The 24,621-nt window shown below is 43.9% G+C and carries 31 protein-coding genes; 4 read left to right on the top strand and 27 right to left on the bottom strand.

Annotated features, from left to right (window positions below):
• Positions 1-86 (top strand): IS3 family transposase (locus KHQ79_RS04265; protein WP_131121716.1); only part of this gene is annotated, 86 nt, incomplete at its 5' end.
• Between the two features lie 61 nt (positions 87-147).
• Here the strand turns inward: KHQ79_RS04265 and KHQ79_RS04260 are convergent.
• From KHQ79_RS04260 to KHQ79_RS04250, 3 genes are all read right to left on the bottom strand, one after another.
• Positions 148-492: a hypothetical protein gene (locus KHQ79_RS04260; RefSeq protein ID WP_003236697.1), complete on the bottom strand. Its 345-nt coding sequence runs from the start codon at positions 490-492 to the stop codon at positions 148-150.
• Positions 493-728: 236 nt separating this feature from the next.
• Positions 729-1,283, bottom strand: coding sequence for a signal peptidase I sipS (gene sipS / locus KHQ79_RS04255; RefSeq protein ID WP_019258796.1), 555 nt, complete (start codon positions 1,281-1,283; stop codon positions 729-731).
• 476 nt (positions 1,284-1,759) lie between these two features.
• Positions 1,760-1,966, bottom strand: a complete 207-nt coding sequence (locus KHQ79_RS04250; protein ID WP_003236703.1) for a zinc ribbon domain-containing protein — start codon at positions 1,964-1,966, stop codon at positions 1,760-1,762.
• A gap of 299 nt (positions 1,967-2,265) precedes the next feature.
• On the opposite strand from KHQ79_RS04250, the gene KHQ79_RS04245 reads away from it, so the two are divergent.
• Complete coding sequence (locus KHQ79_RS04245; protein ID WP_003236705.1) at positions 2,266-2,478, top strand: spore germination protein; 213 nt, start codon at positions 2,266-2,268, stop codon at positions 2,476-2,478.
• 149 nt (positions 2,479-2,627) lie between these two features.
• Here KHQ79_RS04245 and KHQ79_RS04240 read toward each other — a convergent pair whose 3' ends face one another.
• Positions 2,628-3,059: a peptidylprolyl isomerase gene (locus KHQ79_RS04240; protein WP_003223931.1), complete on the bottom strand. Its 432-nt coding sequence runs from the start codon at positions 3,057-3,059 to the stop codon at positions 2,628-2,630.
• 257 nt (positions 3,060-3,316) lie between these two features.
• Between KHQ79_RS04240 and KHQ79_RS04235 the strand changes: the two genes are divergently transcribed.
• Positions 3,317-4,189: a DUF1002 domain-containing protein gene (locus KHQ79_RS04235; RefSeq protein ID WP_019258801.1), complete on the top strand. Its 873-nt coding sequence runs from the start codon at positions 3,317-3,319 to the stop codon at positions 4,187-4,189.
• A gap of 26 nt (positions 4,190-4,215) precedes the next feature.
• Here KHQ79_RS04235 and lysA read toward each other — a convergent pair whose 3' ends face one another.
• From lysA to ansA, 23 genes are all read right to left on the bottom strand, one after another.
• Positions 4,216-5,535 carry a diaminopimelate decarboxylase gene (lysA, locus tag KHQ79_RS04230; RefSeq protein WP_029316852.1) on the bottom strand — a complete coding sequence of 440 codons (1,320 nt, stop codon included), beginning with the start codon at positions 5,533-5,535 and terminating at the stop codon, positions 4,216-4,218.
• Positions 5,536-5,641: 106 nt separating this feature from the next.
• Positions 5,642-7,123, bottom strand: a complete 1,482-nt coding sequence (spoVAF, locus tag KHQ79_RS04225) for a spore germination protein SpoVAF (RefSeq protein ID WP_032731866.1) — start codon at positions 7,121-7,123, stop codon at positions 5,642-5,644.
• Positions 7,068-7,685, bottom strand: coding sequence for a stage V sporulation protein SpoVABEA (gene spoVAEA / locus KHQ79_RS04220; RefSeq protein ID WP_225514255.1), 618 nt, complete (start codon positions 7,683-7,685; stop codon positions 7,068-7,070). Before spoVAEA ends, spoVAF begins: the two co-directional genes overlap by 56 nt.
• Positions 7,686-7,692: 7 nt before the next feature.
• Positions 7,693-8,043, bottom strand: coding sequence for a stage V sporulation protein AE (gene spoVAE, locus KHQ79_RS04215; RefSeq protein ID WP_003236718.1), 351 nt, complete (start codon positions 8,041-8,043; stop codon positions 7,693-7,695).
• Position 8,044: 1 nt separating this feature from the next.
• Positions 8,045-9,061, bottom strand: a complete 1,017-nt coding sequence (gene spoVAD, locus KHQ79_RS04210) for a stage V sporulation protein AD (RefSeq protein WP_003236720.1) — start codon at positions 9,059-9,061, stop codon at positions 8,045-8,047.
• Positions 9,062-9,073: 12 nt separating this feature from the next.
• The gene (spoVAC, locus tag KHQ79_RS04205) at positions 9,074-9,526 is read right to left on the bottom strand and encodes a stage V sporulation protein AC (RefSeq protein ID WP_003236723.1); all 453 of its coding nucleotides are present in this window, start codon (positions 9,524-9,526) and stop codon (positions 9,074-9,076) included.
• Between the two features lie 12 nt (positions 9,527-9,538).
• Positions 9,539-9,964, bottom strand: a complete 426-nt coding sequence (spoVAB, locus tag KHQ79_RS04200; protein ID WP_003236725.1) for a stage V sporulation protein SpoVAB — start codon at positions 9,962-9,964, stop codon at positions 9,539-9,541.
• A complete protein-coding gene (spoVAA, locus tag KHQ79_RS04195) occupies positions 9,954-10,574 on the bottom strand; it encodes a stage V sporulation protein SpoVAA (protein WP_225514254.1) in 621 nt (206 codons plus the stop codon). The genes spoVAB and spoVAA overlap by 11 nt, the downstream gene beginning before the upstream one ends.
• Before the next feature lie 125 nt (positions 10,575-10,699).
• Positions 10,700-11,467, bottom strand: coding sequence for an RNA polymerase sporulation sigma factor SigF (sigF, locus tag KHQ79_RS04190; protein ID WP_003236728.1), 768 nt, complete (start codon positions 11,465-11,467; stop codon positions 10,700-10,702).
• Positions 11,468-11,478: 11 nt separating this feature from the next.
• A complete protein-coding gene (spoIIAB, locus tag KHQ79_RS04185) occupies positions 11,479-11,919 on the bottom strand; it encodes an anti-sigma F factor (RefSeq protein WP_003236730.1) in 441 nt (146 codons plus the stop codon).
• Positions 11,916-12,269, bottom strand: coding sequence for an anti-sigma F factor antagonist (gene spoIIAA, locus KHQ79_RS04180; protein ID WP_003223957.1), 354 nt, complete (start codon positions 12,267-12,269; stop codon positions 11,916-11,918). Before spoIIAA ends, spoIIAB begins: the two co-directional genes overlap by 4 nt.
• A gap of 95 nt (positions 12,270-12,364) precedes the next feature.
• Positions 12,365-13,534 carry a D-alanyl-D-alanine carboxypeptidase DacF gene (gene dacF, locus KHQ79_RS04175; RefSeq protein ID WP_133487067.1) on the bottom strand — a complete coding sequence of 390 codons (1,170 nt, stop codon included), beginning with the start codon at positions 13,532-13,534 and terminating at the stop codon, positions 12,365-12,367.
• A 157-nt stretch (positions 13,535-13,691) separates the two neighbouring features.
• Positions 13,692-14,507, bottom strand: a complete 816-nt coding sequence (locus tag KHQ79_RS04170; RefSeq protein WP_003236738.1) for a purine nucleoside phosphorylase I, inosine and guanosine-specific — start codon at positions 14,505-14,507, stop codon at positions 13,692-13,694.
• A gap of 12 nt (positions 14,508-14,519) precedes the next feature.
• Positions 14,520-15,704, bottom strand: a complete 1,185-nt coding sequence (gene deoB, locus KHQ79_RS04165; RefSeq protein WP_019258807.1) for a phosphopentomutase — start codon at positions 15,702-15,704, stop codon at positions 14,520-14,522.
• A gap of 160 nt (positions 15,705-15,864) precedes the next feature.
• The gene (gene xerD, locus KHQ79_RS04160; protein WP_003236743.1) at positions 15,865-16,755 is read right to left on the bottom strand and encodes a site-specific tyrosine recombinase XerD; all 891 of its coding nucleotides are present in this window, start codon (positions 16,753-16,755) and stop codon (positions 15,865-15,867) included.
• 7 nt (positions 16,756-16,762) lie between these two features.
• Positions 16,763-16,990, bottom strand: coding sequence for a YqzK family protein (locus KHQ79_RS04155; RefSeq protein ID WP_003236745.1), 228 nt, complete (start codon positions 16,988-16,990; stop codon positions 16,763-16,765).
• Positions 16,991-17,113: 123 nt separating this feature from the next.
• Positions 17,114-17,563: a ferric iron uptake transcriptional regulator gene (gene fur, locus KHQ79_RS04150; RefSeq protein WP_003236746.1), complete on the bottom strand. Its 450-nt coding sequence runs from the start codon at positions 17,561-17,563 to the stop codon at positions 17,114-17,116.
• 112 nt (positions 17,564-17,675) lie between these two features.
• Positions 17,676-18,320, bottom strand: coding sequence for a stage II sporulation protein M (spoIIM, locus tag KHQ79_RS04145; RefSeq protein ID WP_019258808.1), 645 nt, complete (start codon positions 18,318-18,320; stop codon positions 17,676-17,678).
• 100 nt (positions 18,321-18,420) lie between these two features.
• Positions 18,421-18,636 carry a hypothetical protein gene (locus tag KHQ79_RS04140; RefSeq protein WP_003236749.1) on the bottom strand — a complete coding sequence of 72 codons (216 nt, stop codon included), beginning with the start codon at positions 18,634-18,636 and terminating at the stop codon, positions 18,421-18,423.
• A 101-nt stretch (positions 18,637-18,737) separates the two neighbouring features.
• Positions 18,738-20,057 carry an NAD-dependent malic enzyme gene (locus KHQ79_RS04135; protein ID WP_003236751.1) on the bottom strand — a complete coding sequence of 440 codons (1,320 nt, stop codon included), beginning with the start codon at positions 20,055-20,057 and terminating at the stop codon, positions 18,738-18,740.
• Positions 20,058-20,074: 17 nt separating this feature from the next.
• The gene (mleN, locus tag KHQ79_RS04130; protein ID WP_225514253.1) at positions 20,075-21,481 is read right to left on the bottom strand and encodes a malate-H+/Na+-lactate antiporter MleN; all 1,407 of its coding nucleotides are present in this window, start codon (positions 21,479-21,481) and stop codon (positions 20,075-20,077) included.
• Positions 21,482-21,622: 141 nt separating this feature from the next.
• Positions 21,623-23,050 carry an aspartate ammonia-lyase gene (gene aspA / locus KHQ79_RS04125; RefSeq protein ID WP_003236755.1) on the bottom strand — a complete coding sequence of 476 codons (1,428 nt, stop codon included), beginning with the start codon at positions 23,048-23,050 and terminating at the stop codon, positions 21,623-21,625.
• Positions 23,051-23,095: 45 nt separating this feature from the next.
• Positions 23,096-24,085, bottom strand: a complete 990-nt coding sequence (gene ansA / locus KHQ79_RS04120) for an asparaginase (protein ID WP_225514252.1) — start codon at positions 24,083-24,085, stop codon at positions 23,096-23,098.
• A gap of 181 nt (positions 24,086-24,266) precedes the next feature.
• Between ansA and ansR the strand changes: the two genes are divergently transcribed.
• On the top strand, positions 24,267-24,617 hold the full coding sequence (gene ansR, locus KHQ79_RS04115) for an HTH-type transcriptional regulator AnsR (RefSeq protein WP_225514251.1): 351 nt from the start codon (positions 24,267-24,269) through the stop codon (positions 24,615-24,617).
• Positions 24,618-24,621 lie beyond the last annotated feature (4 nt).

Here is a 24,621-nt window from a genome sequence, read left to right as displayed (position 1 = left end):
AATACATTCATTATTATAACAATATTCGTATTCAAACCAAACTAAACAACCAATCACCGATAAACTATCGGCAATTGGCTGTTTAAAAGGTGTTTTGACCCCTGTCTCAAAAACGGGGGTCAGTCCCATCCGAAAGGTGTTTTTTTGTTAATCATTCACTTTGGCAACCTTGATTAATCCGTCGATTCGCTTTGATTTGCTGAAGTATGCTTTAATCTTGTCGCCTTCTTTTATATCAGACAAATCCTGATTTAATTTTTTTCCGTTGAAGATGATTTTCGTGCCGTTTTCTGCTTCTCCATGATACTCTGAACCGTCAATTTCCGTCACTTTATATTCCTCGATGGTGTATTCCTCTTCTTCCGAGGACAAGGTTTGTCCAATTGCTGTCGGAACATCCTTCAGCTCAAGATCATTTATATACATATAACCGCCTGCAAGTAAAAGCAAAAGCACTAACAGAATGGTAATCTTGGTTTTTATTCTTCCCATTTTTAAACCTCCAGCCAATATGAATCTATTCATTCATATGAGTTATTCCTTTTTTTCATGAATAAAAAACCGTAAATTCTCGTAAATTATTAATATAACGATGCATAACGGGAATATGTTTCACATTTCTGCAAAAATTTCTTTTCTATAGATATACGAATTTATGTTCTGGTTTTGGGGGATGAACGTAAAAAAGATATAAAAAAGCAGCCTCCTGTTCAGGAAGCTGCTAAATCCTAATTCGTTTTTCGCATTTCGTTAAACGGGAAGAAAACAAACTTTGACGTACCCGCAATTTGTTTTTTCGTGAAGAGGCCAAGCCCGTTTCGGCTGTCCATTGAATTCCGGCGGTTATCACCCATCACAAAATACTTGTCATCAGGCACTTTAACCGGGCCGAAATCATCGGTCAAACGGTCATAGCCATCCTGCTTCGCTCTCTTTTTATTAGCTGCCAAATAAGGCTCATCCACCTTTTTCCCATTAATATAGAGCTGATCGTTTTTCATTTCAACCGTATCTCCAGGCAGGCCGATAATACGTTTGACATAGTGAACATCATCCCCGTTTAAAACGACGATGTCTCCTCTATCAAACTCGCCGATATATTTGACTGTCATATTGACAAAGACCCTTTCCCTGTTATGAAGTGTAGGATACATAGAGTCACCATCAACGACATACGGCGCAAAAATAAAATTGCGAATGAGCAAAGCGAGAACGACAGCAATCACAATTGCTTTTGCCCATTCTAACATTGATTTTTTCTTTGAAACATTTTCTGATTTCAACTGATTTCCTCCAATAAACAACGGTCTTCAATTTATGTTATCACGAATCGAAAAGAAATCCTATCAGGACCATTGAAGTGATTTTACAGTCTATTAATCCTCATCTTCCACCTCTTGTCGATCACAGCCGGCTCTGCATCAAATGTCGCTTGAGCAATTGGACTCCAGCAATCGTATAATACACAGGGGCATACGAAAAGTATGAAAGAAATAATCACATAATTTCAGCAGAGATGGGCTTAGAAGAAAGACAGCTCGTATGCTAATCTTTAGATAATATATAAAAGGTTACGAGCAGCTCTTTTCATCTACTGCATTCTATTGATCGCCCAGTCCCATGGTGCTTGACAAATTGATTCACATCATGAAGGTTACTGCAATGTTTGCGGCAGCCCATTTTACAGGTGACATATCCGGCCTGCATCCCGTTTTGCTTTCAAGATATTTTAAATATCATTGAAGCTCGAAAACAAGGATCAGCCTCCAAAAAATAAATCCAATATATTGCCGGCAGTTGAAGATTCTTTATTATAAAACTCCGAATATCCACAATTCTTGCAGTAAACCACGAGAAAACGGTTATTCTGAACGTCAAACAACTTCGATAATCCCGTACCGGTTGTGGCTATTTCTTTTTGACCCGCTTCAGTGCTTCCGCATTTTATACAGCCTTTATTGTTCATATCGTCAAGCTCCCTTTCACAACATCACGTTTGTTTTGATTTATTTTACTACAAAATACCATTTTGATGAACCATGCAACTTTAAAGTTTTCTTAATTTTATATATGAAATCCACAGAAATAAAAGCCGATTTTGCTGCTTAACTCGAGTGACTGGCTAAAAAAGATGCAATGATTGAAGAATCCCCCCCTTTTCGCGACATCATAAAAAACATAAGTATTTTTACCAATAAGTTTACGCTTATTGACTCTAGCAATAATACATATAAAAAATAGAGAATTTGAAAGGAGACTCCGTGAATGATTGATTATCCCATTAATATAAACAATGTTTCCGGGAACAGTGTAGTAAACGTAGGCGGCGCTTTTACGATAAGACCATTAACTGTGTCCAAATCTGTGTTTGGTTCCGGCGGCTTGAATACTGGAATTGTCATTGAGAACAATTTTGTAAGCCAGTCCAAAATGATTAACAGTCAATTTTCCGATCAGCATGTGACCAAAACATTGTAATTTCTGTCTGCTTTAAGCGATACAAAACTCCTCGTTAACCGGATAAACGTCTTTTTGTTCACCGCCTCCAGCACTCAGGCGGTTTTCTATTGGATCATTTTTTGCAAATAAAAAAGCTCCCCCGAGATGGGGAAGCCTTCTGCTGCCTACTAGCCTTCTACGCGAACTTCTTTCATGACGTCGCCGTTAGACATGTTTTTCGCGAATTCTAGTCCGCTTGTTACTTTACCGAATACAGTGTGAACACCGTTCAAATGTGGCTGCGGCTCATGAACGATGAAAAATTGGCTGCCGCCAGTGTCTTTTCCTGCGTGTGCCATAGAAAGTGCACCCGCTTCATGTGTATGCGGGTTTCCTTCTGTTTCACATTTGATTGTGTATCCTGGGCCGCCTGTGCCAGTTCCGTGAGGACATCCGCCTTGGCTGACGAAGCCTGGAATCACTCGGTGGAATGTAAGACCGTCATAAAAGCCTTCGTTCGCAAGCTTTTCAAAGTTTGCGACAGTGCCCGGTGCAGCTTCAGGGTAAAGTTCAAATTCAATTTTGTTACCGTCTTCTAATAAAAAGTAACCTGTTTTCAATTGTATGCCTACTTTCTTTATTTTAATTTTCAAAGGAGATTATGTATGATAGGTTATAGCCTGTCTCTCCTTGTCGCGGCTATTATACCACACCTTTCGGGGGAAAACGAATCTCCCGGCTTTACAAAAAATAAAAATGAAACCTTGATCTCTTTATCTCCGTCTAACCTAACGGAACTGTATTTTCATCATGATCACAGGTCCTCGCAAAGCAGCTCTATCCAGCTGCTTGTGAAATTGAAGGAGGTCAAACTGCTTTGAAAAAAATATGGATTGGAATGCTGGCAGCGGCCGTTTTGCTGCTGATGATTCCGAAAGTCAGTCTCGCGGATGCCGCAGTTGGAGATGTCATTGTAACTCTGGGTGCTGATTTATCAGAATCTGATAAACAAAAAGTGCTTGATGAGATGAATGTCCCTGATAATGCCACAACGGTAACCGTGACCAATAAGGAAGAACATGAATATTTAGGAAAATATATACCGAGCGCTCAAATCGGATCAAGAGCCATTTCTTCATCGTCAATAACCATTGCCAAAAAAGGCTCTGGACTGAATGTTGAGACGCATAATATCAGCGGCATTACAGATGAAATGTACCTAAATGCCCTGATGACAGCAGGTGTTAAAGATGCGAAGGTGTATGTTACAGCACCATTTGAAGTATCTGGGACTGCAGCTTTAACTGGATTGATTAAGGCGTATGAAGTTTCTTCTGATGAAGCGATCTCGGAGGATGTGAAGCAAGTAGCTAACCAAGAGCTTGTCACGACATCAGAGCTTGGGGACAAAATCGGTAACGAAAATGCAGCTGCGCTGATTGCAAAAATCAAAGAAGAGTTTGCTAAAAACGGTGTGCCTGACAATAAAGCTGACATTGAAAAACAAGTGGACGACGCAGCTTCTGATTTAAACGTCACACTTACAGACAGCCAAAAGGATCAGCTTGTATCCTTATTCAATAAAATGAAAAATGTTGACATCGACTGGGGACAGGTCGGTGACCAGCTTGATAAAGCGAAAGATAAGATTACGAAGTTCATAGAATCAGATGAAGGCAAAAACTTCATCCAGAAAGTCATTGATTTCTTCGTATCTATCTGGAATGCAATTGTTTCTATATTCAAATAAAAAAGCGCCGAGAAATCGGCGCTTTTTTATTGCTTTACACTCGTTTTAAAGGGCAGGTCAAGTTTGACAATATCCTCGTAAGTTTCTCTTTTCACGACTAAATGAGCTTCGCCGTTTTCTACAAATACAACGGCAGGTCTCGGGATTCGATTGTAATTGTTGGCCATGCTATATCCGTATGCGCCTGTACAAAAAACAGCAAGAAGATCGCCTTCTTTTACTTCCGGCAGGTCAATATCCCAAATTAGCATATCCCCGCTTTCACAGCATTTTCCGGCAATCGATACCGTCTTATTATGCGCTTCTCCGATACGGTTGGCTGTTGCAGCTTCATATTTAGCCTGGTAGAGTGCAGGACGAATATTGTCGTTCATGCCTCCGTCTACCGCGACATACTGGCGGACACCCGGCACTTCTTTTTGAGAGCCAACCGTATAAAGGGTTGTGCCTGCATCTCCCACGAGAGAACGGCCCGGTTCGATCCAAATTTCCGGAATGTCAAAACCGTAACGGGCAGCATTTGCTTTCACAGCTTCGATAATTTTTTCAACGTATTCAGTAGCGTGAAGCGGTTCATCTTCCTCCGTATAACGGATGCCGAAACCTCCTCCAAGATTCAAAACCTTGGATACAAACGAGTATGAATCTCTCCACTCGTCTAGTTTTTTGAAGATTTTTTCCGCTGCTAACACAAAACCGGCCGTATCAAAAATTTGTGAGCCAATATGGCAATGGACACCCAGCAGCTGAATGTGTTCTGATTGTAATACTTGCTCAATCGCCCGTTCAGTTTGCCCGTTATGAAGGTCGAAACCAAACTTTGAATCTTCTTGACCTGTTGTAATATAGTCATGCGTGTGCGCTTCTACTCCGGGTGTGATCCGAAGAAGAACATCGATGGAGTGTCCCGTTTCTTTACATAAGTCTTCCAAAAGCGAAATTTCATAGAAATTATCCACCACAATGCAGCCGATGTGATGCTCAAGTGCCATTCGCAGTTCTTCCCTGCTCTTGTTATTCCCATGAAAGTGGATGCGTTCTGCCGGAAAGCCTGCGGCAACAGCTGTATAAAGCTCTCCCCCGGACACGACATCTAAAGAAAGTCCCTCTTCTTCAGCAAGCTGAATCATTGCAACTGATGAGAACGCTTTGCTCGCATATGCCACCTGTGCTTTCAGCCCTGCAGTAATAAATGCCTGCTTAAAGCTTTTAGCACGCTCACGTATTAAAGCCACATCATATACGTAAAGAGGTGTGCCATATTTTTCTGCTAAATAGAGAGCGTCCACACCTCCGATTTCTAAATGCCCATGTTGATTTTGTCTGCTTGTGCCATGTAAGAACAATGTCATTCCCTCTTTCTCCGCTTATGGGTGAAGAGGACAGTTTTATCGACTGTCCCTTCATAATTAAGACATACATTATCATACTCTACAGTCAGTTTCAATGCGATTATGAATTGGTAGGTTGTCTTAAGCGATTTCTTGGGTGAACGATACTAGGTCTTACTTTTGCGCCAGGTTTTGCAGTGCGGATCAGTACCTGCCACAGCGCCTTGCCGTTAAAGGGAATCAGCGGCCATAAGTACGGTGTCTGGAGAGATTTGATGCTGGCCATGGCAATAATTAGCACTGTAAATCCGATTACTAGCCCTTTTATGTGAAATATGGCAACGAGTATCATGAGAGTAAGACGGCCCATTTTGTTCGCCAAGCTTAATTCATAACTAGGCGTCGCAAAGGTTCCAATTGCCGCAAGTGAGACGTATAGAATCACCTCTGGTGAAAACAGGCCGACTTCAATGGCAATTTGTCCAATCAGCACAGCGGCAATGATACCCATGGCTGTCGATAAAGCGGTCGGGGTATGAATGGCAGCCATTCTGAGAAACTCGATTCCTAAGTCAGCTAAGAATATCTGCAGGATGATCGGGATATGCGTATTCTTATTTAAACCGATAAATTTCATATTCTCGGGCAGCAGGTCCGGCTGCAGCACAAAGAGAAACCAGATCGGGAGAAATATAGTGGATGCAATAATACCGAAAAATCTGACCCACCTTAAAAAAGTACCGACTGCAGGCGCCTGCCTGTATTCTTCAGCATGCTGGACATGATGGAACAAAGTCGTCGGGGTGATAATTACACTCGGCGATGTATCAACCATAATGATGACATGGCCTTCAAGTACATGATTAGCCGCCACATCCGGCCTTTCTGTATAGCGGACGAGCGGATACGGGTTGTAGCCTTGTTTAATGATGAATTCCTCTACTGTTTTGTCGGCCATTGTTAATCCGTCGACATCAATGGCAGCAACTTCTTTTTCGACGATGTCAACTAGATCAGGATCTGCAATATCTTCTATATAACAAATGCTCAGATCCGTTTTTGATCGCTCACCGACCTTTGTCATCTTGATGCGAAGACGTTCGTCTCTGATCCGGCGTCTGAGAAGGGCCGTATTGACGACGATATTTTCAACAAATCCGTCTCTGGCCCCCCTGACGACCTTTTCTGTATCAGGTTCTTCCGGATTTCTACCAGGATAGCTTCTTACATCAATAATAAATGCGAAGCCGGCGTCTTCAACAATGACTGCAACTAGCCCCGATAGCACTTGGTCAGTCGTTTCATCCAGCGTTTTTACTTTTTCAACCTGGGCGTTAAGCAGCCTGTTTTCGACGATATCGACCAGGTTATCAGCGTCCTCTTTCCGATTGTTAATGGCAACAAGCTCTCTCATTAAATGAATGATATAGGCGGTATCAGATAGTCCATTTAGATAGTAAAGCTGTATTTCCTTGTCTAAAATGTTGAGCTTGCGAACCCCTACATCATAGCTGGTTCCCATTCCGACCCGATTTTTAAAATACGCTTCATTTTTGGCTGGATTCCGATAAACCCGGATTTTCTCTTCCTTGTGACCCGGCATGATACCCGCTCCTTTCTAAAATAAACTCGACCGCTTTCATGGTGATGGGCGATCCTTTTGAGATATCGTCTTTTCTGCCCATTTTGCCGATATCCCCGATGCCGACAATAAGCGGAAGATCAAGTTTATCAAGGCAATAGACTGTGTCTCCGCTTATTCTATGTTCATCAAACTCCCTTTCTCCGCCTTTATCGACGCCGTATTCTGTTATTTCTCCATTGCGGTCAATGCTTACGTCAACTCTGGTCCATTCAGCCTGATGGGTTTTTGACGCGACCGCAATCACACCGAGCACTTCAATTGACGGATGGGTGGCGACATAGGTAAGAGCGGCTTCTCCCGGACCCTCTCCTTGCAGGCCTGAGTCGTCAAACATGACAAATACGGGATCATACTGCGCTGAGGTGATTAGCCTGACAAGCTCCGCGCCGCTGCGGATGGAGGGGTTCCCTTTTGATTGTGAAATACATCGCCCCCCCACTTGTCTTGCGGCGTATTCAATTGTTTTAGCGGCATACACGTCCCCGTCTGTTACCAGTATGACCTTTCGCTTTGTCGTCATGTTGACATTATCCTTTCGGTTTGAAAATAACAGCTACGAGAAAGGCGAAGAGAATGGCGGCTGAGATACCGGCAGATGTCAGCTCAAAAATCCCCATGCCGATCCCGATAAATCCGTGTATATGCGCCTGATGCATGGCACCATGCAGAAGACTGTGGCCAAAGCTGACGATCGGAACAGTGGCGCCCCCTCCGGCAAATTCAATAAATTTATCGTAAATGCCGAAACCATCTAAAATCGCTCCTATAACGACAAAGGACGTCATGACGTGGGCTGGCGTCAATTTAAATACGTCTAACAGCAGCTGGCCAACAATACAAATAGCCCCGCCGCATACAAAAGCCAAAAGGTAGTCCATGTTAAGATGCACCTCCTGCACGCTCAAATACAACCCCGTGGGCGATGGTCGGGATGGTTTCTTTTTGCTGGACCATTGTCGGGCTTAACAACGCCCCGGTCGCCACGACAAATACACGGTTTAATTTTCCTTCTCTCAGCTGCTTAAAAATGTGAGAGTAGGTAACGACCGCTGAACATGCGCAGCCGCTCCCTCCGGCAAAGACCTGCTGATCCGGCGTATAAACCAGAAGCCCGCAATCATCATGCTTTGTGCCGACCGGATAGCCATCTTCTTTTAAGATGTCTTTTACGATGGGAGATCCGACGCCGGATAGGTCACCTGTCAGGATCAGATCATAGTCATCCGCTGTCCGGTTGAGGTCTTTAAAGTGCTGTTTAATCGTATCAGCTGCAGCCGGAGCCATGGCCGATCCCATATCAAACGGATCTGTAATTCCTAAGTCAGAAACCTTTCCGACAGTCGCGCTTGTGATTTGGATATCACCCGGTGTCTGACTGATGACAACAGCTCCGCTTCCGGTTACAGTAGACGTTGCAGTGTCCGGTTTTTGGCCGCCGTATTCCGTCGGATAGCGAAACTGTCTTTCCGCTGTGGCATTATGACTGCTGGTGGCAGCGAGAGCCCTCTTGGCAAACCCGCCGTCAACTAAGGCTGATGCGACAGCCACCGTTTCCATTGATGTTGAACAAGCGCCAAACATACAAAGAAACGGAATTTTCAAGTGCCTTGCCACATAATTGGCCGTCACGTTTTGATTCAGCAAGTCGCCTGCCAGCAATAGATCAATATCATCTTTTTTTAGATTACTTTTTTGAAGCGCTGCGTTTACAGCGTCTTCCATCAGCTGGCGTTCAGCCATTTCCCAGCTTTTTTGATTACAGTGCATTTCGTCATAGGTTTTATCATATAAGGAGCCGAGCGGTCCGTCTTTTTCCTTTGGCCCAGCTGCTGTTCCCGCTGAGTTGACAAATAAGGGATTTTCAAATACCCAGGTTTGCTTTCCTGTTAATTTCATTTTCTTCTCCTCCTACGACATCAGTTTCTCAAAAGCAAACCGAATCATTCCGACGATGTAAGCAGCCACAACACCAAAAACGATGACATTTCCCGCCAGTTTAAACATGTTTGTCGCTACTCCGAGCACAAACCCTTCGCTTTTATATTCAAGAGCCGCGCTTGCCATGCTGTTGGCAAAACCTGTGACCGGTACGGCTGAACCGGCGCCTGCAAACTGCCCGATTCTGTCATAGATGCCGAACCCGGTAAGCAGGGCTGATAATAATATCAGCGTGGCCGCCGTTGGATTTCCCGCTGTTTTTTCATTAAAATCAAAAAAATGGATATAAAAATTCTGCAGACCTTGCCCGATCATACAGATCAGACCGCCTACCAGAAAGGCTTTTACACAGTTCCAGACGTAAGGCGGCTTAGGCTGATACGTTTTTACTTTTGATTTGTAGTTTTCTTTTATGTTTGTCATCTTGAAACCTCCTTATGAATGATCAATAAAATATAGCCAGTGAAATAAAGATCCCGCGATTTTCCCAATCACGATGGCCATTAACAGAATAATGATTTTACTTCTGAGCCCGATTCGTTTTGCCAAAATCGGCAAGACATTTAAAACCTCTGTAAGGGCAGCCGCAAGCATCCCGACAAACACACCTGCCAGCAGCCCGACCGGTACGGCAATCCATTTTGTTAAAAAAAGATGGTTCATATGAAGCGTCTCCCATCCCCCGCAAACAGCGCCAAGAATAACAGCCGCTTCATAAGCCTGAACGAATCTCATCGTTTTGGTGAGCTGCATCAGCCGCGGAATGATCCCCATTACGGTTAAAAAAGCAACGAAGCCAGCCCCCACCGTGATGCCTCCGCCGAGCCCGACAAAAATAATGAACAATACACTAGCGATCATGCAGGTCCTTTATTGTTTCTTGATTCTCATGCATAGCCACATATTGGTCGAGATCAAGCTGATAGTTAAACATCTCAACCTCCAGCGGGCTGGGCTCTTCATTAAGGCGCTTTTTAAATATGTGGTTGAAAAACACGATCATCCCAAGTCCCAAACCGATGCTGTATGGGATTTGCAGCAAATATGGATAGTCATTCCTCTCTCCAGTTATGATTTCATAAAGTGCAATATGAACATCTCTCATGCTTACATCCTCATGAAAGTTCATGATGGCAAGACACGATCCGATAAACAAAAGCAGCCAGACACCAATAAACAGAACCGTTGATATTTGCCGTTTCCGGTACTGAATTTCAACAATGGTTTCTGCTCCGCCTACCGTTTGAACATCAAGTGTCGGATCTTGTAAATGAATGGCTTTGAGGACTTGTATGATATCCAGAATTACGATATTTTTATCTTTTTCGCTCACCTGATAGAGCGGCATAGCCGAAAGTTTCTTTTTCAGCTGAAGCTGTCCTTCAATTTGCGTGGCATCTCCAACCGTGATGATATCCCCCGGATGTGCCAGCACCCTGTGGCGAAGTCGGATAAATATACGTCGTTCCATCTTTGATCACCATCTTTCGGTGGTTATATATGTAGTATGTGGTTCGATTTTGTTCTCATTCATCCGCTTGAAAAGACCATAAATTACCACGCTTTTGACACAAAAAAGCCAGCCAGCATCGCAGACTAGCTATCCGTATGATCCATTTGAACCTTGATCTGTTTTAATATTTTCTTTTCAAGCCTGGAAACCTGAACTTGAGAGATCCCGAGCCGCTCAGCAACCTCGGACTGCGTCTGGTCTTTATAATATCTGAGATAGACGATTAGTTTTTCCCTTTCCTCCAAATCGCTGATCGCTTCTTTCAGCGCAATCTTTTCAAACCACTTTTCTTCAGAGTTGTCAGCGATTTGATCAAGCAGGGTAATCGGATCTCCGTCATTCTCATAAACGGTTTCGTGAATCGAAGACGGAGCCCTTACTGCCTCTTGAGCGAGTACGACATCTTCTGCTTCAATCTCCAAATGATCGGCGATCTCCTGCACTGTCGGCACTCTGCCCAATGTTTTTGAAAGTTCATCCTTCGCGCGCCTGATTTTGTTTCCAAGTTCTTTCAATGACCTTGACACCTTTACGGTTCCGTCATCACGGATAAAACGCTGGATTTCACCAATAATCATCGGCACTGCATACGTTGAAAACCGCACATCATAGGTTAAATCAAATTTGTCAACAGATTTTAACAGCCCGATGCAGCCGATCTGGAAGAGATCGTCAGGCTCATAGCCTCTGTTTAAAAACCGCTGTACGACTGACCAAACAAGACGCATGTTTTTTTCTATGAGGAGGTCTCTTGCCTGCTGGTCGCCATTTTGGCTTTGCTTGATTAATTCCTTTACTTCATGATCCTTCAGCTGAGCGTTTTTGCCGTTCTTCTTAACCTCCACATCCATAACAAATCTCCTTAATTACAAAGCGCTTTGCTTTTTGATAAGTGCTTTGTTAAGCGAATCGTCGTTCCCATCTCAGGCGATGAATCGATACTGACATCATCCATGAAATTTTCCATAATGGTAAAGCCCATTCCAGAGCGCTCAAGCTCAGGCTTCGTCGTAAATAAAGGCTGGCGGGCTTCTTCAAGATCTGTAATGCCCATGCCTTCATCACGAATGGTCAAATATACGACATGATCTTCCAGCGTCACTGAAATGTAAACTTTCCCGTCACAGTTCTCTTCATATCCATGGATAATGGCATTCGTCACAGCCTCTGACACGACTGTTTTGATTTCGGTCAGTTCGTCCATTGTCGGGTCTAGCTGGGCAATAAATGAAGCAACTGTCACACGGGCGAATGATTCATTCTGGCTGAGGGCAGAGAACTCGAGATGCATTTCATTTTTCATGATGCCACCCCCAGCGTCAGCAGCGCCTGCTGCTCGGATTGTTCAAATCGGATAATTTTAAACAGACCCGACATATCAAACAGCCGTTTCACCGCAGGAGAGATAGCGCAAACGACCATTTCCCCGCCAATTTGCTTAATTTGCTTGTATCTTCCTAAAATAACGCCAAGCCCCGAGCTGTCCATAAAGGAAAGGTCCTCCAGGTTCAGCACGATATGGCGAATATCATCCTTCTCCAATGATTGAGTCACTTTTTGTTTCAGGGTTTCAGCCGTATGGTGATCGAGTTCGCCTGTTAATCGAATACAAAGCACAGATTCTTTGACATGCATGTCAATTCCAAGGCTCATGCTCATTCCTCCTTGATATGATCGGATAATGAGTGTTTCGATTTCGACGGAATGAATTCCTTCACCGTGACAAAACTAGTGGTCATTCGGCATAATTACTTAAATTTTGTCCAGTCTCCCATCGTCCGCTTCAAGAATGTTATGAACCCGGCTTTCTTCATATCTTCTTTAGCAGCAACAGGACTTTCAGCAAGCACTTCTCCATCCTTTTTCAGAACGAGAGTGCCAAGCTCTTGGCCTTTTTGAATCGGAGCAGTTACATTGTCATTCATTTTGATTTCTTTTTTCACATTTTTCATATCCTCGCCTTTTTTCGTCAATATTGAAATCGGCTCAGATGTAGTGAGTTCGACAAATTTTTGTTTTCCTTTTTTGACCTTTACTTTTGCTACTGTTTCATTTCGTTTATATAAAGGATGCGTTTCATATTGACTAAAAGCGAAATCAAGCATCTTTGTCACTTGCGCGTTTCTATCTTTAGGTGTGCTCGCTCCGAACACAACCGCAATGGCCCGCATGTTTCCTTTTTTAGCTGAAGCTGTCAGACAATATTTGGCCTCTCCTGTATAGCCTGTTTTTACACCGTCTACGCCAGGATAAAATTTGATAAGCCGATTCGTATTGACAAGCCAAAACTTTTTATCTGTATTTTCGCGCAGATAATCCTCATACGTACCGGTAAACTTCGTGATTGATTCGTATTTCAATAATTCCTTAGCCATGATTGCCATGTCATAAGCAGAGCTGTAATGCCCTTCCTCGGTCAGTCCTGTCGGGTTTTTGAAGGATGTGTTTTTCAAGCCAAGCTCTTTTGCTTTTTTATTCATTTTCCTAACAAATTCTTCTTCAGAGCCGGAAATGAATTCAGCCATTGCTACGGAAGCGTCATTCCCTGAAGCGATTGCGATGCCTTTCAGCATTTCTTCAACAGTCATTTCCTCACCGGGTTCAAGGAAAATCTGTGAGCCGCCCATTGAAGCCGCATGCTCGCTCGTACGGACCTTATCACTCATTTTGATTTTGCCTTCATCTAAAGCTTCCATAATCAAAAGCATCGTCATAATTTTCGTCATGCTTGCAGGCGCCAGTCTCTCATTGCTGTTCTTGTTGTATAGCACTTTTCCTGTGTCACGTTCTATCAGCACCGCAGACTTCGCTTCATGAGCAAGCTCCGATGTACGTTTTCCGTCTTGTTTTGCAAATGCAGACGGTGCAAATGTAAGCAGCATTATACCAATCAACAAAGTGGATAAAAGACGTTTCATCTCAAAAGCCCTCCATTTCATAATCCTTTTTATTTTTTCCAAGCGGGATGGTTTTATACCCCACTGATGGAAAATGTTTCGTATATTTTTTGGCATAAAAAAAGAGAGCTGCGTCCATGGGACACAGCTCTCTTTTGATTTTGCTCTGATTCAATTTTTATTCGTACTGAGCGACGACCGCTTTCACAAGCTGCAAGAATCCAGCTTTTACTTTTTCCGTCACTTCCATTACTTCATCGTGGCTTAAAGGCTGATCCAAAATTCCGGCTGCCGCATTAGAGATGCAGGAAATGCCAAGGACACGCATTCCCGCATGATTCGCTACAATGACTTCCGGAACAGTAGACATACCGACAGCGTCAGAGCCCATTGTTCTTAAGAAACGGACTTCTGCCGGTGTTTCGTAAGAAGGTCCTGTCACAGCGGTATACACGCCTTTTTGAATTGGAATGTTAAGGTCTTTCGCAATCTTTTCAGCCAGTCCGGACAGGTCTTTGTCATAGGCTGACGACATATCTGGAAATCTGGCGCCGAAATCGGCTTCGTTTGGCCCGATCAGCGGGTTCGTTCCCATAAAGTTAATATGATCGGTAATGATCATTAAGTCTCCCGCACGGAATTCAGTGTTGACGCCGCCAGCAGCATTAGTTACGATCAACGCTTCCACACCGAGCGCTTTCATCACGCGTACAGGGAAAGTGACTTTCTCCATTGAATAGCCTTCATAAAAATGAAAACGGCCTTGCATCGCAATGACGGAAACTCCTTCAAGAGTCCCAAGCACAAGCTGTCCGGCATGTCCTTCAACAGTGGATACCGGGAATTCAGGTATGTCCTCATATTTCAGCTTGACCGGATTTTCAATTTCGTCCGCCAAAATGCCAAGACCTGAGCCTAAAATAAGGCCGATCTTTGGAGATTCCGGCAGGTTTTGCTTAATAAAAGCGGCTGCGCGTTCGATTCTGTCTTTCAAGAAACAGTCCCCCTATTGTAATAAAGATAAAAAGCTTTTCCCGTATTTCGGTTTAGTCGTTTGGAAATTATCAGCGATCGTTGCGCCGATATCAGCAAATGTATCTGCAAGCGGCAGCATTTGCGCTTTCTTATGTTTTTTGCTGTAAGCGAGAATCGGCACGTACTCGCGTGTATGATCGGTTCCATGGTGAATCGGATCATTGCCGTGGTCGGCTGTAATGATTAACAGATCGTCTTCTTTCATTTTCTCAAACACTTCCGGAAGCCTCGCATCAAATTCTTCAAGCGCGCGTCCGTATCCTTCCGGGTCACGTCGGTGTCCGAATAAAGCATCAAAATCAACAAGGTTCGCAAAGCTCAGACCTGTAAAGTCTTCTCCCAGCGTATCAATCACCTTGTCCATTCCGTCCATATTGGAAACCGTTCTCCGTGAAGAAGTAATGCCTTCTCCGTCATAAATATCAGAGATTTTTCCGATTGAGATCACATCTAAGCCGCTGTCTTTCAATTCATTCATGACAGTGCGGTCAAACGGCTTAAGCGCATAGTCATGACGGTTTGGCGTCCGTTTGAATTGTCCCGGTTCTCCGACGAACGGCCGTGCGATAATGCGGCCTACCATATACTTCGGATCAAGCGTCAGCTCTCTCGCCGTTTCACAGATGCGGTACAGCTCTTCAAGCGGAACAACCTCTTCGTGAGCGGCAATTTGCAGAACAGAGTCAGCAGATGTGTATACAATTAAAGCCCCTGTCTCCATGTGCTCTTGCCCAAGTTCATCCAAAATCGCTGTGCCGGAGGCCGGCTTGTTTCCGATAATTTTGCGACCAGATCTCTTTTCCAGCTCCTGAAGCAGTTCATCTGGAAAGCCTTCAGGGAACACTTTAAACGGTTTATCAATGTACAAGCCCATGATCTCCCAATGGCCGGTCATCGTATCTTTGCCGTTTGACGCTTCTTGCATTTTTCCATAATACGCAAGCGGATGTTCCGTTTTTTCTACACCTTTGATATCTCCAATGAGACCAAGGCCGAGTTTTGCCATATTCGGCATATGTAATCCATTCATATGCTCGGCAATATGCCCGAGCGTATTTGCGCCTTCGTCATTAAAGTCAGCGGCATCCGGCGCTTCGCCGATTCCGACTGAATCCATTACAATTAAAAACACACGATTATATTTGTATGCAGGCATCTTGAAAGCCTCCTTTTTTTCTATACGTCTATTGTATCGCTAAGAGGTCTGACAACTCAAGTATAAACCGTTTTCATTCCCGTTGACAATGCATTCGAAAATAATGAAAAACTTCAGTATTTTCTGTCGTTCTAAACAAAAAAGCCGCAGCCACCTGCGGCTAGGCGCGCGGATGAAACTGCTTGTACACATCCTTCAGCCTTGTTTTCGTCACATGCGTATAAATTTGCGTCGTGGATATATCCGCATGTCCGAGCATTTCTTGCACCGCTCTTAAATCAGCCCCGTTCTCAAGCAGGTGCGTCGCAAAGGAATGCCTGAGCGTATGCGGGGTCAGCTCTTTTTTAATCCCAGCTTCCAGCGCGATTTTCTTCAGGTTTTTCCAAAATCCCTGGCGGCTAATTTGTTTGCCGTGATGATTTAAAAAGAGAGCGTCAGACACATTGTTCTTCAGCAGTTTCCCCCTGGCTTTTGTCATATATTCCTCAATGGCGGAAGCGGCGGCTTCACCGATTGGCACAATCCGTTCTTTTCTTCCTTTCCCGAAGCAGCGGACAAAACCCATAGATAAATGAACATCTGCCGTTTTCAATTCAATCATTTCACTGACTCGTATGCCTGTCGCATAAAGCAGCTCCAGCATCGCTTTATCCCGATAGCCGAAAGGGCTCGTCAGCTTAGGCGTGTCTAATAATCGCTCGACCTCATTGAGCGCGAGCACCTTCGGAAGCGCCCGCTCGGTCTTTTGTGTTTCGATATGAACGGAAGGATCCTTGTCCGTCACCTTTTCCCTGAGCAGAAATTGGTGAAAAGAGCGAATGGATGCCAAATGCCGTGCTGAAGTCTTGCCGGATTTCCCCGAGTCCTTCAAGTGCTTTAAATATTGAATAATATGTATACGGGTTACATGATTCCAATCCGTAACATGAAGGGTTTCTGTTAAATAAAGAGAATAGCTTTTCAAGTCACGTTCATAGGATACCACCGTGTTTTGGGAAAGCCCTCTCTCTACCATGACGTAGTGGATGAAATCCTTTATTTGATCTTTCACTCTTGATCTACTCCCCGTTTTGGTAAAAAAAGATCAACCGGTCGAACCATCCGCCTTTTTCATCCTGATCCATTTCAACAACTTTTACAGCGGAGCCTTCCGGTTTATCGTACCGATGATAGTTTTCATATTCTTGATTTACCCATATCATAGCATAATAGAACAGAGCGGTAAAACCGGTAAACAGGATGAAAACCTTCAATGCATCGAGAGTTGTTTTTAGGAATCTTCCCATGTCCTAATCGATCCTTTCCCTATGGTTCCAGTTATTTAACCATATGCCAAATCAGAAAGGTTTTATACATGGAAACAGCAAAAAACCCTTTCCCCAGGAGAAAAGGTTCGCGCTCGGCACCGTCTATTCAGCATCTTTTCCGTTACAGCGGTGGCAAATGCCGTGAAACGTCAATCTATGATCTTTAATCTTAAATTTCCAATCACGTTCAATGATTTCTTCCACGTCTTCTAGTAAATCTTCTTCAATTTCATCAACGGCTCCGCACTCCATGCACACCAAGTGGTGATGAAAGTGAGCTGCACCCTCTTTACGAAGATCGTAACGGGACACGCCGTCTCCAAAGTTAATTTTATCAACGACTTTTAATTCAGTTAATAATTCAAGCGTACGGTATACTGTTGCGAGACCGATCTCAGGAGATTTCTCTTTTACGAGGAGGTATACATCTTCTGCGCTTAAATGGTCTTCTTCATTTTCAAGCAGCACTCTTACTGTCGCTTCACGCTGAGGCGTAAGTTTGTAGCTGGATGAGTGCAACTGTTTCTTAATTCGATCAATACGGTTTTCCATGTCTTTCCCTCCTACGCCGCATTCCATGACTCATTATAACAAAATACGCGCAGAGTTCCAACTATAATTATTATAAACTGATAAATAAAACGATTTTTTCTTAATAATTATTTTAAAAAAGTCTCAATGTAAGCTTTTCCATTAATACAGGAGATAAATATGCTTCAAAGAGGGATGAGATCAGCGCTAAAAACAGAATGACCAGAAGCACAAAGGCATACCGTCCGAACCACTGAATCGGCGCGTCATGCAGGCTTCGTTTAACGAACAGCTGCCTGATTAACTTTAAAGAAAACGCAATCGCACACGTGCCCATAATGAGATAAGCCGGAATAAGCAGTACATTTTGCGGCAAAACGGAGACAAAGGATAAGAAAAAACCGCTGATTCCCATCTGATTGACGAGAAATCCGACAGTAAAACCGACGACGATTCCTTTTAGAAAGATCATGATAAAAATAATCGGCATCCCAATGACGGAAATCCCCAATATCCACATCAGCCCTAAATACTTTACATTATGAAAGATACTTTGCCCAAACATATCAGATGAACTTGCCTGTTTTCCATCCGAAAGCTGTCCAAAAAATTGGCTTAAATAGTAATATAAATCTTCCTTCTGGCTGATGGTCATGCTGTTGACAATAATTGCGCCAAAAATGACACCCATGAAAAACAGCACTGAGACAAATATATAAAGAGAGAGATGATCTTTGACATGTCTGAGAAACATGTCTTTATAAGAGATTTTTCGCATACCGTTTCCTCCCGTCCGTTCTAGTGATTTGATTTAATAGATTGTATGAAAGAAACGGAAAAACATGCTCTTTTTCAAAAAGAAACGATAGAGAAGGATGCTAGGCGGCTTTTGTGGGCACAAAAAAATCCTTATCATCAAATGCTGTATGATCATAAGGATTCCTATGCTTTTTCTTATTCAAAATCTCTTTTTTGCTTTTTGTCATTCTTTCATGCGTGCTGAACGATGGTGCGCCTCCTCTTGATAATAAAACATCACGTCCGCCATTTCTCAACAGATGCTCCCGCTTCTTTTTCGCTCGGCTTTTTGCCATGCTGATCACTCCCTTATTTATTTTCACAGCAATTATAGCAAAAATGAACACATGATGAGAAAAAAACAGCACCTGTTATGCCAGGTGCTGTTTGACTTCATTTATTTAACTGCTGTAAGAGCTGCGTGCTCGACCGCAGCTGCTACCTCATGATGGACTTTTGAATCAAGCGGCTGAGGGACTACATCGCCTTGTTTTGTGCAGGCTGCGATGGCCTCTGCTGCTGCGACAAGCATATCATGATTGATCTCCTTGCTTTTTGCGTTGAGCGCTCCTCTGAAAATACCCGGGAAGCCAAGCACATTATTAACAGAACGTCCGTCCGCTGCATATGCGGCGCCAGCCTGCAGCGCGGCCTCCGGTTCAATTTCCGGCTTCGGATTTGATAAAGCCAAAATCACCTGGCCAGAGCGTACAAATGCTGGTTTTATTAACCCTGGAACTCCCGTTGTTGCAACGACAATGTCACATACTTCCATGAGCTCCTCGATGCTGGAAACTGCCTGTCCGCCGTATTGTTCGAGACGGTCCATTGCTGCCTCTGATTTGTCTGTGCCGTAAACAGCTTTCACGCCATAGGCCATAAACATCCGGCAGATGGCAACGCCTGCTGCGCCCAGACCGATTTGCCCCACTTTCGCTTCTTTCAGGTCAACACCCGCACTCCTACATGCCGAGATGGCAGCTGCCAGCGTCACAACAGCTGTACCATGCTGATCATCGTGCATAACAGGGATGTTCAGCTCCTCTTTTAGGCGGTCCTCGATTTCGAAGCAATGCGGCGAGCCGATATCCTCAAGCAGGATGCCGTTAAAACCTGGAGAAATATGCTTTACCGTTTTGATGATTTCTTCAGGGTCACTCGTATCAAGCAATATCGGAATGCCGCTAATACCCGCCAGCTGATCAAATAAAGCAGCCTTTCCTTCCATGACAGGCATGCCTGCGACAGAGCCGATATTCCCAAGACCGAGAATTGCCGTTCCATCTGTCACAATCGCAACAGAGTTGCTGATCGTTGTATAAATAGAAGCTTTTTCAGGTTCTTTTTCAATCAGACGGCACACGTCTGCAACACCTGGTGTATAGACACGCCCGAGCTCTGCCAATGAGCGGATCGGCATTTTGCTTTTCATTTGGATTTTTCCGCCTTCATGTGCGGACAGGACTTCATCAGATACGGTGTGAAGCCTGATCCCTTCTCCCAGGGCCTGTACAGCCGCGATCACTTCCTGAAGCTGTTCTTCATTCTCCACTTGAACGGTAATATTCCGCATTGTGTAATTGGGTCCGACTTTTACCGTCTCCACTTCACCAATATCCCCGCCCAGAAGGCCGATTGCCGTAGCCACCCTTCCAAGATTTCCGGGAACCGAAGGCGTTTCGATCATCAGTGTCCGAATCATGTGTTTCGCTATCATTCAGTGATCCTCCCCTATTAGCCTAGTTTTTCGGCTTTAACTGTATTGTTTTTCGTATACCATATAAATTTTCCTGTATAACCATAGATAATTGCAAGACCTATTGCAACAAAACTGAGCCACATAAACGGCAGATAAGAGAAGGTAGAAACACCTAAAATACCAGCCATGTAAATACCGTTATCAGACCAAGGAACCATACCTGAAGTCAATGTTCCCCCGACCTCTGCATTACGCGACAACACTCTTCTGTCCAGATGTAATCGATCATAGCTGTCTTCCATAATCTTCGGAGTCAAAATAAGGGATACATACATCGCACAGCCGAAGATGTTCGCTAAAAACGCTACAATCAGCGTAGACAAAGTGACATTGCCCGGTGATGTTAATTTCTTTTCAAACATAGAGACAATGACTTTTAGCACGCCGAGTTTCTCAAGCAGTCCGCCAAAACCAAGGCCAAAGATAATCACGACAAGGGAACTGAGCATTCCGACAATTCCGCCGCGGTTTAACAGGCCGTTCAAAAATTCAACATCTGTTTTAATAGAAAATCCGTTGTACGCTGTAGCAATCGCATCGGCAATATTCATGCCTTGGAAAACAGCTGCCCAGATTGCGCCAAGCAAAGCACCGATTACGATAACCGGCATAGACGGCTTTTTCATCGCCAATAAGACAATAACGACGACAGCCGGGATCAGCATCCAAATATGAATGTCAAACGTATTTTGCAAAGATGATTTCAAGAATTCCACTTTGTCAAGATCAATATTTTTACCGCCGTACATAAATCCAACAACTGTAAAGAGAATAGCTGTAATCACATATGCAGGTATTGATAAATAAAGCATTGCTCTCACGTGGTCCAATACATCGACTTTTGATAGTGAGGAAGCCAGAACTGTACTGTCAGAGAGAGGAGACAGCTTGTCCCCGAAATAAGCGCCTGAAAGGATAGCTCCCGCCACAAGAGGAAGCGGAATTCCCAATCCTTCTCCAATTGCGATCATGGCGATGCCGGCAGTTCCGACTGTTCCCCAAGACGTTCCTGTAGCTACAGACATAATTGAACAAATAATTAACGTGGCCAGTAAAAAGATACTAGGGTGAATAAATTCTAATCCGTAATAAATCAGTGTCGGCACAACGCCTCCGGCAATCCATGTTCCAATGAGCGCCCCCACTGAAACGAGAATCAGAACGGCTTCAAGGCCGTTTGATATTCCATGCAGAATTGCATTTTGCATATCTTTATAAGAATAACCGAGCCTGATACCGAGAATCATTGCAATAAACCAGGAAATGAAGAGCGCAAGCTGTATCGGCAAGTCTAAAAAGACTGTAAACGACATGACAAGTGCTAAAAATGATCCTAGTACAATAATAATTTCGAATAGTGTTGGCAGTCTTACATCCTTCAAAAGAAGTCCCCCTTCATGTAAAAAGCTAAAACGCTTTCAATAAATAGTACAACACGTATACTATACTTCCTCATCCCTATGTTGTAAACAGCTTATTCATCCGACTATCCGGAGATGAATAAGCTGTATTTTGTTCAAATTTTATTTTTCTAATAGTTCTTTCCCTGCAATCCCTGGTTTTGTCATCTCATATGGATTTAAAATAATATCCAATTCTTCTTCTGTCAGCACATCATGCTGCAGGCAAAGATCACGGACTGATTGGCCTGTCATAATCGCTTCCCTTGCGATTCGGGCAGCCGCTTCATATCCAAGATGCGGATTGACTGCAGTGATCACTCCTGCGCTTTTTTCCACGTATTGCTTCAAGCGTTTTTCGTTGGCCTCGATGCCTTTTAAGCAATAGTCAGTGAACGAACGGAAGCCGTTGTTCATGATACTGATGGATTGAAGCAAATTAAAGACAAGCACTGGCTCCATGACGTTCAATTCAAGCTGGCCGGCTTCAGAAGCAAGGCAGATAGTATTGTCATTTCCAATGACCTGGAACGCAATTTGGTTGATCAGCTCCGCCATCACCGGATTGACTTTGCCCGGCATAATGGATGATCCCGGCTGACGTGCTGGCAGAGTAATTTCCGCAAGTCCGGCGCGCGGGCCTGATGCCATTAAGCGAAGGTCGTTTGCGATCTTCGACATGTTCATCATGCAGACTTTTAATGCTGCTGATACCTCTGTATAGGCATCCGTATTTTGTGTAGCATCAACAAGGTGATCAGCGCCGACAAGAGGAAGCCCGCTGATATCAGCAAGGTGCTTCACAACCTGTTTGATATATTCAGGATCTGCGTTCAGGCCTGTACCGACAGCAGTTGCGCCCATGTTGACTTCATAAAGGTGCTGGCGCGATTGCTTGATCCGTTTAATATCACGCTCCAGAACACGGCTGTACGCTTCGAATTCCTGGCCAAGACGAATCGGAACAGCGTCTTGCAGGTGTGTCCGTCCCATTTTTATAACAGAATCAAACTCCTGTGCTTTTTGTTTGAACACACTATGCATGTCTTCCATTGTTTTCAGCAGTTTTTCCAAGAGATTCAATGTGGAAATATGAATCGCAGTCGGGAACACATCGTTTGTCGACTGTGACATATTCACATGTGTGTTTGGGCTTAAATGGATATAGTCTCCCTTTTTATGCCCCATGATTTCAAGCGCCCGGTTTCCGATAACCTCATTCGCATTCATGTTCATAGAAGTTCCGGCACCGCCCTGAATCGGATCAACGATAAACTGATCGTGCCATTTGCCTTCCAGAATCTCGTCAGCGGCTTGTACGATAGCTTGGCCAATTCCTTCATACAGCCGTTTCACGTCCATGTTGGCAAGAGCCGCAGCTTTTTTTACAATCGCCAGCGCGTTAATCATTTCTTCATGGATCTTGTATCCCGTAATCGGGAAGTTTTCAGAAGCACGGAGCGTCTGGATTCCGTAATAAACATCCGCTTCAATTTGTTTTTCCCCAAGGAAGTCTTTTTCCACGCGGTATTCTTTTTGGCCGTTTAACATAATCTTTAACCTACTTTCTCTTTGTTGGTTATCGTTTCTGACATTTTACAGGACAACGTCATCAGCAATCGGCGTTTCCATAATTCTCTTGACGACAGGAAGATCCGAAGACTGGCCGAGTGCCCACATCAATTTTGGCACGATTGCTTCTGTGTTCATATTTCTGGATCGGATAATTAAGTCTTGGTTGACTCTGCGGCCGACCTCGTAAATGCTCATGTCTTCCCCTTCTTCCAGACATTGAGTCGTGATCACGACGACGATGCCGCTTTCAATCAGCTCATTCACTTTTGACAAAATGTCTCTGCCTTCAAACGGCACGCCTCCGCTGCCATAACTCTCAATGACAACTCCTTTGTATATGCTTTTCAGAGCATCAAACATTTCAGGCTTTAAGCCCGGATGCAGCTTCAGCAGACATACATCTGTGCATAGTGAAGTATCAACTGTGAAAGTGTCATTCTCAGGTTCCGTTACTTGTTTGTTGTATTCGATCCCGTCTTCATTGATAAAAGCGATATATGGGTAATTGATGCTTTCAAATGCGTCGTAGCTTTTCGTTCTTAATTTGATCGCACGCGTTCCTTGAATGACTCTGCCGTCAAACACAACATAAACGCCGCCCACGCCTTCACAGGCAAAGCGAATGGCGTCTGTGATATTTTTTTTGGCGTCCGTTTTTTGGAACGTGATCGGGATCTGCGAGCCAGTGATGACAATCGGTTTTTTGGCATGCTGCAGCATATACGATAATGCGGCAGATGTGTAGGCCATTGTATCTGTACCGTGAGTAATAACAAATCCGTCATAGGCATCATAATTTTCCTTAACGGCATCTGCTATTTCCACCCAGTATTCAGGCTGCATATTGGTGCTGTCTATATTCATAAGCGACTGAGTTTCCATCGTGTAATCGTTATCAAGTTTTGATACGTAACTTAATAATTCATCAGCCTTGACTCCGGGAGCCAGCCCATTTTCCCCTTCAACTGAAGCAATCGTTCCCCCAGTTGTCAACATCAATAATTTTTTCATACCATGCACCTCTTCACTGTATCTAAAGATGGGTTGCGAGAAGGTATTCGCTTTTCGCATACTTTTAATGCAATTATAGACACGGAAAATAAAATACGCAAGACATTATTATTCAATTCGCGTACACTTCCTAATACCTATATGATATAATCAGCTCAAGGTGAAAAAGGAGCGGAAGTTCATGAATCTAGATCGTTTAACTGAATTGAGAAAAAAGAAAAATTGGTCGCTTCAATATACAGCTGACCTTCTGGGTATCGCAAAAAGCACATATGCCGGCTACGAGTCAGGCTACCGCCGGCCTTCGCTTGAGGCACTTGCCATGCTGGCTGACCTCTTTGACACAACGTGTGATGAACTTTTGGGCCGCGAGAAACAAAAGCAGACTGCCCCTCAGACCATTGAATTGACCACGTGGAGCAGTATTGACTTTCACATTTCTGTTGATGGCAAGCCGCTGAGTGAAGACGAAATCATCCAGCTGATCACCTTTATCCGGACAAAAAGAAAAGTACAGGAGGAACTGAGTTAATTTT

The sequence above is a fragment of the Bacillus sp. TSO22 genome (genome assembly GCF_020223595.1).
In the GTDB taxonomy this organism is placed as follows: domain Bacteria; phylum Bacillota; class Bacilli; order Bacillales; family Bacillaceae; genus Bacillus; species Bacillus inaquosorum.
Note: the sequence above shows the minus strand (reverse complement) of the source record. Positions and strands in the feature narration are given on the sequence as shown.

Bases quoted from the DNA above. Each gene is read 5' to 3' on its own strand.
- ansA (WP_225514252.1), bottom strand. From the start codon at position 24,085: ATGAAAAAATTATTGATGTTGACAACTGGGGGAACGATTGCTTCAGTT.
- spoVAF (WP_032731866.1), bottom strand. From the start codon at position 7,123: ATGCCGGGTCACAAGGAAGAGAAAATCCGGGTTTATCGGAATCCAGCC.
- spoIIAB (WP_003236730.1), bottom strand. From the start codon at position 11,919: ATGAAAAATGAAATGCATCTCGAGTTCTCTGCCCTCAGCCAGAATGAA.
- ansR (WP_225514251.1), top strand. From the start codon at position 24,267: ATGAATCTAGATCGTTTAACTGAATTGAGAAAAAAGAAAAATTGGTCG.
- spoVAA (WP_225514254.1), bottom strand. From the start codon at position 10,574: ATGGAACGACGTATATTTATCCGACTTCGCCACAGGGTGCTGGCACAT.
- aspA (WP_003236755.1), bottom strand. From the start codon at position 23,050: ATGTTAAACGGCCAAAAAGAATACCGCGTGGAAAAAGACTTCCTTGGG.
- KHQ79_RS04135 (WP_003236751.1), bottom strand. From the start codon at position 20,057: ATGATAGCGAAACACATGATTCGGACACTGATGATCGAAACGCCTTCG.
- deoB (WP_019258807.1), bottom strand. From the start codon at position 15,704: ATGCCTGCATACAAATATAATCGTGTGTTTTTAATTGTAATGGATTCA.
- spoVAB (WP_003236725.1), bottom strand. From the start codon at position 9,964: ATGATCGCTAGTGTATTGTTCATTATTTTTGTCGGGCTCGGCGGAGGC.
- sigF (WP_003236728.1), bottom strand. From the start codon at position 11,467: ATGGATGTGGAGGTTAAGAAGAACGGCAAAAACGCTCAGCTGAAGGAT.
- dacF (WP_133487067.1), bottom strand. From the start codon at position 13,534: ATGAAACGTCTTTTATCCACTTTGTTGATTGGTATAATGCTGCTTACA.
- spoVAD (WP_003236720.1), bottom strand. From the start codon at position 9,061: ATGAAATTAACAGGAAAGCAAACCTGGGTATTTGAAAATCCCTTATTT.
- spoIIM (WP_019258808.1), bottom strand. From the start codon at position 18,320: ATGCGAAAAATCTCTTATAAAGACATGTTTCTCAGACATGTCAAAGAT.
- fur (WP_003236746.1), bottom strand. From the start codon at position 17,563: ATGGAAAACCGTATTGATCGAATTAAGAAACAGTTGCACTCATCCAGC.
- KHQ79_RS04155 (WP_003236745.1), bottom strand. From the start codon at position 16,990: ATGGGAAGATTCCTAAAAACAACTCTCGATGCATTGAAGGTTTTCATC.
- KHQ79_RS04140 (WP_003236749.1), bottom strand. From the start codon at position 18,636: ATGGCAAAAAGCCGAGCGAAAAAGAAGCGGGAGCATCTGTTGAGAAAT.
- KHQ79_RS04260 (WP_003236697.1), bottom strand. From the start codon at position 492: ATGGGAAGAATAAAAACCAAGATTACCATTCTGTTAGTGCTTTTGCTT.
- KHQ79_RS04250 (WP_003236703.1), bottom strand. From the start codon at position 1,966: ATGAACAATAAAGGCTGTATAAAATGCGGAAGCACTGAAGCGGGTCAA.
- spoVAE (WP_003236718.1), bottom strand. From the start codon at position 8,043: ATGGACTACCTTTTGGCTTTTGTATGCGGCGGGGCTATTTGTATTGTT.
- spoIIAA (WP_003223957.1), bottom strand. From the start codon at position 12,269: ATGAGCCTTGGAATTGACATGCATGTCAAAGAATCTGTGCTTTGTATT.
- spoVAC (WP_003236723.1), bottom strand. From the start codon at position 9,526: ATGACAAACATAAAAGAAAACTACAAATCAAAAGTAAAAACGTATCAG.
- spoVAEA (WP_225514255.1), bottom strand. From the start codon at position 7,685: ATGACGACAAAGCGAAAGGTCATACTGGTAACAGACGGGGACGTGTAT.
- KHQ79_RS04245 (WP_003236705.1), top strand. From the start codon at position 2,266: ATGATTGATTATCCCATTAATATAAACAATGTTTCCGGGAACAGTGTA.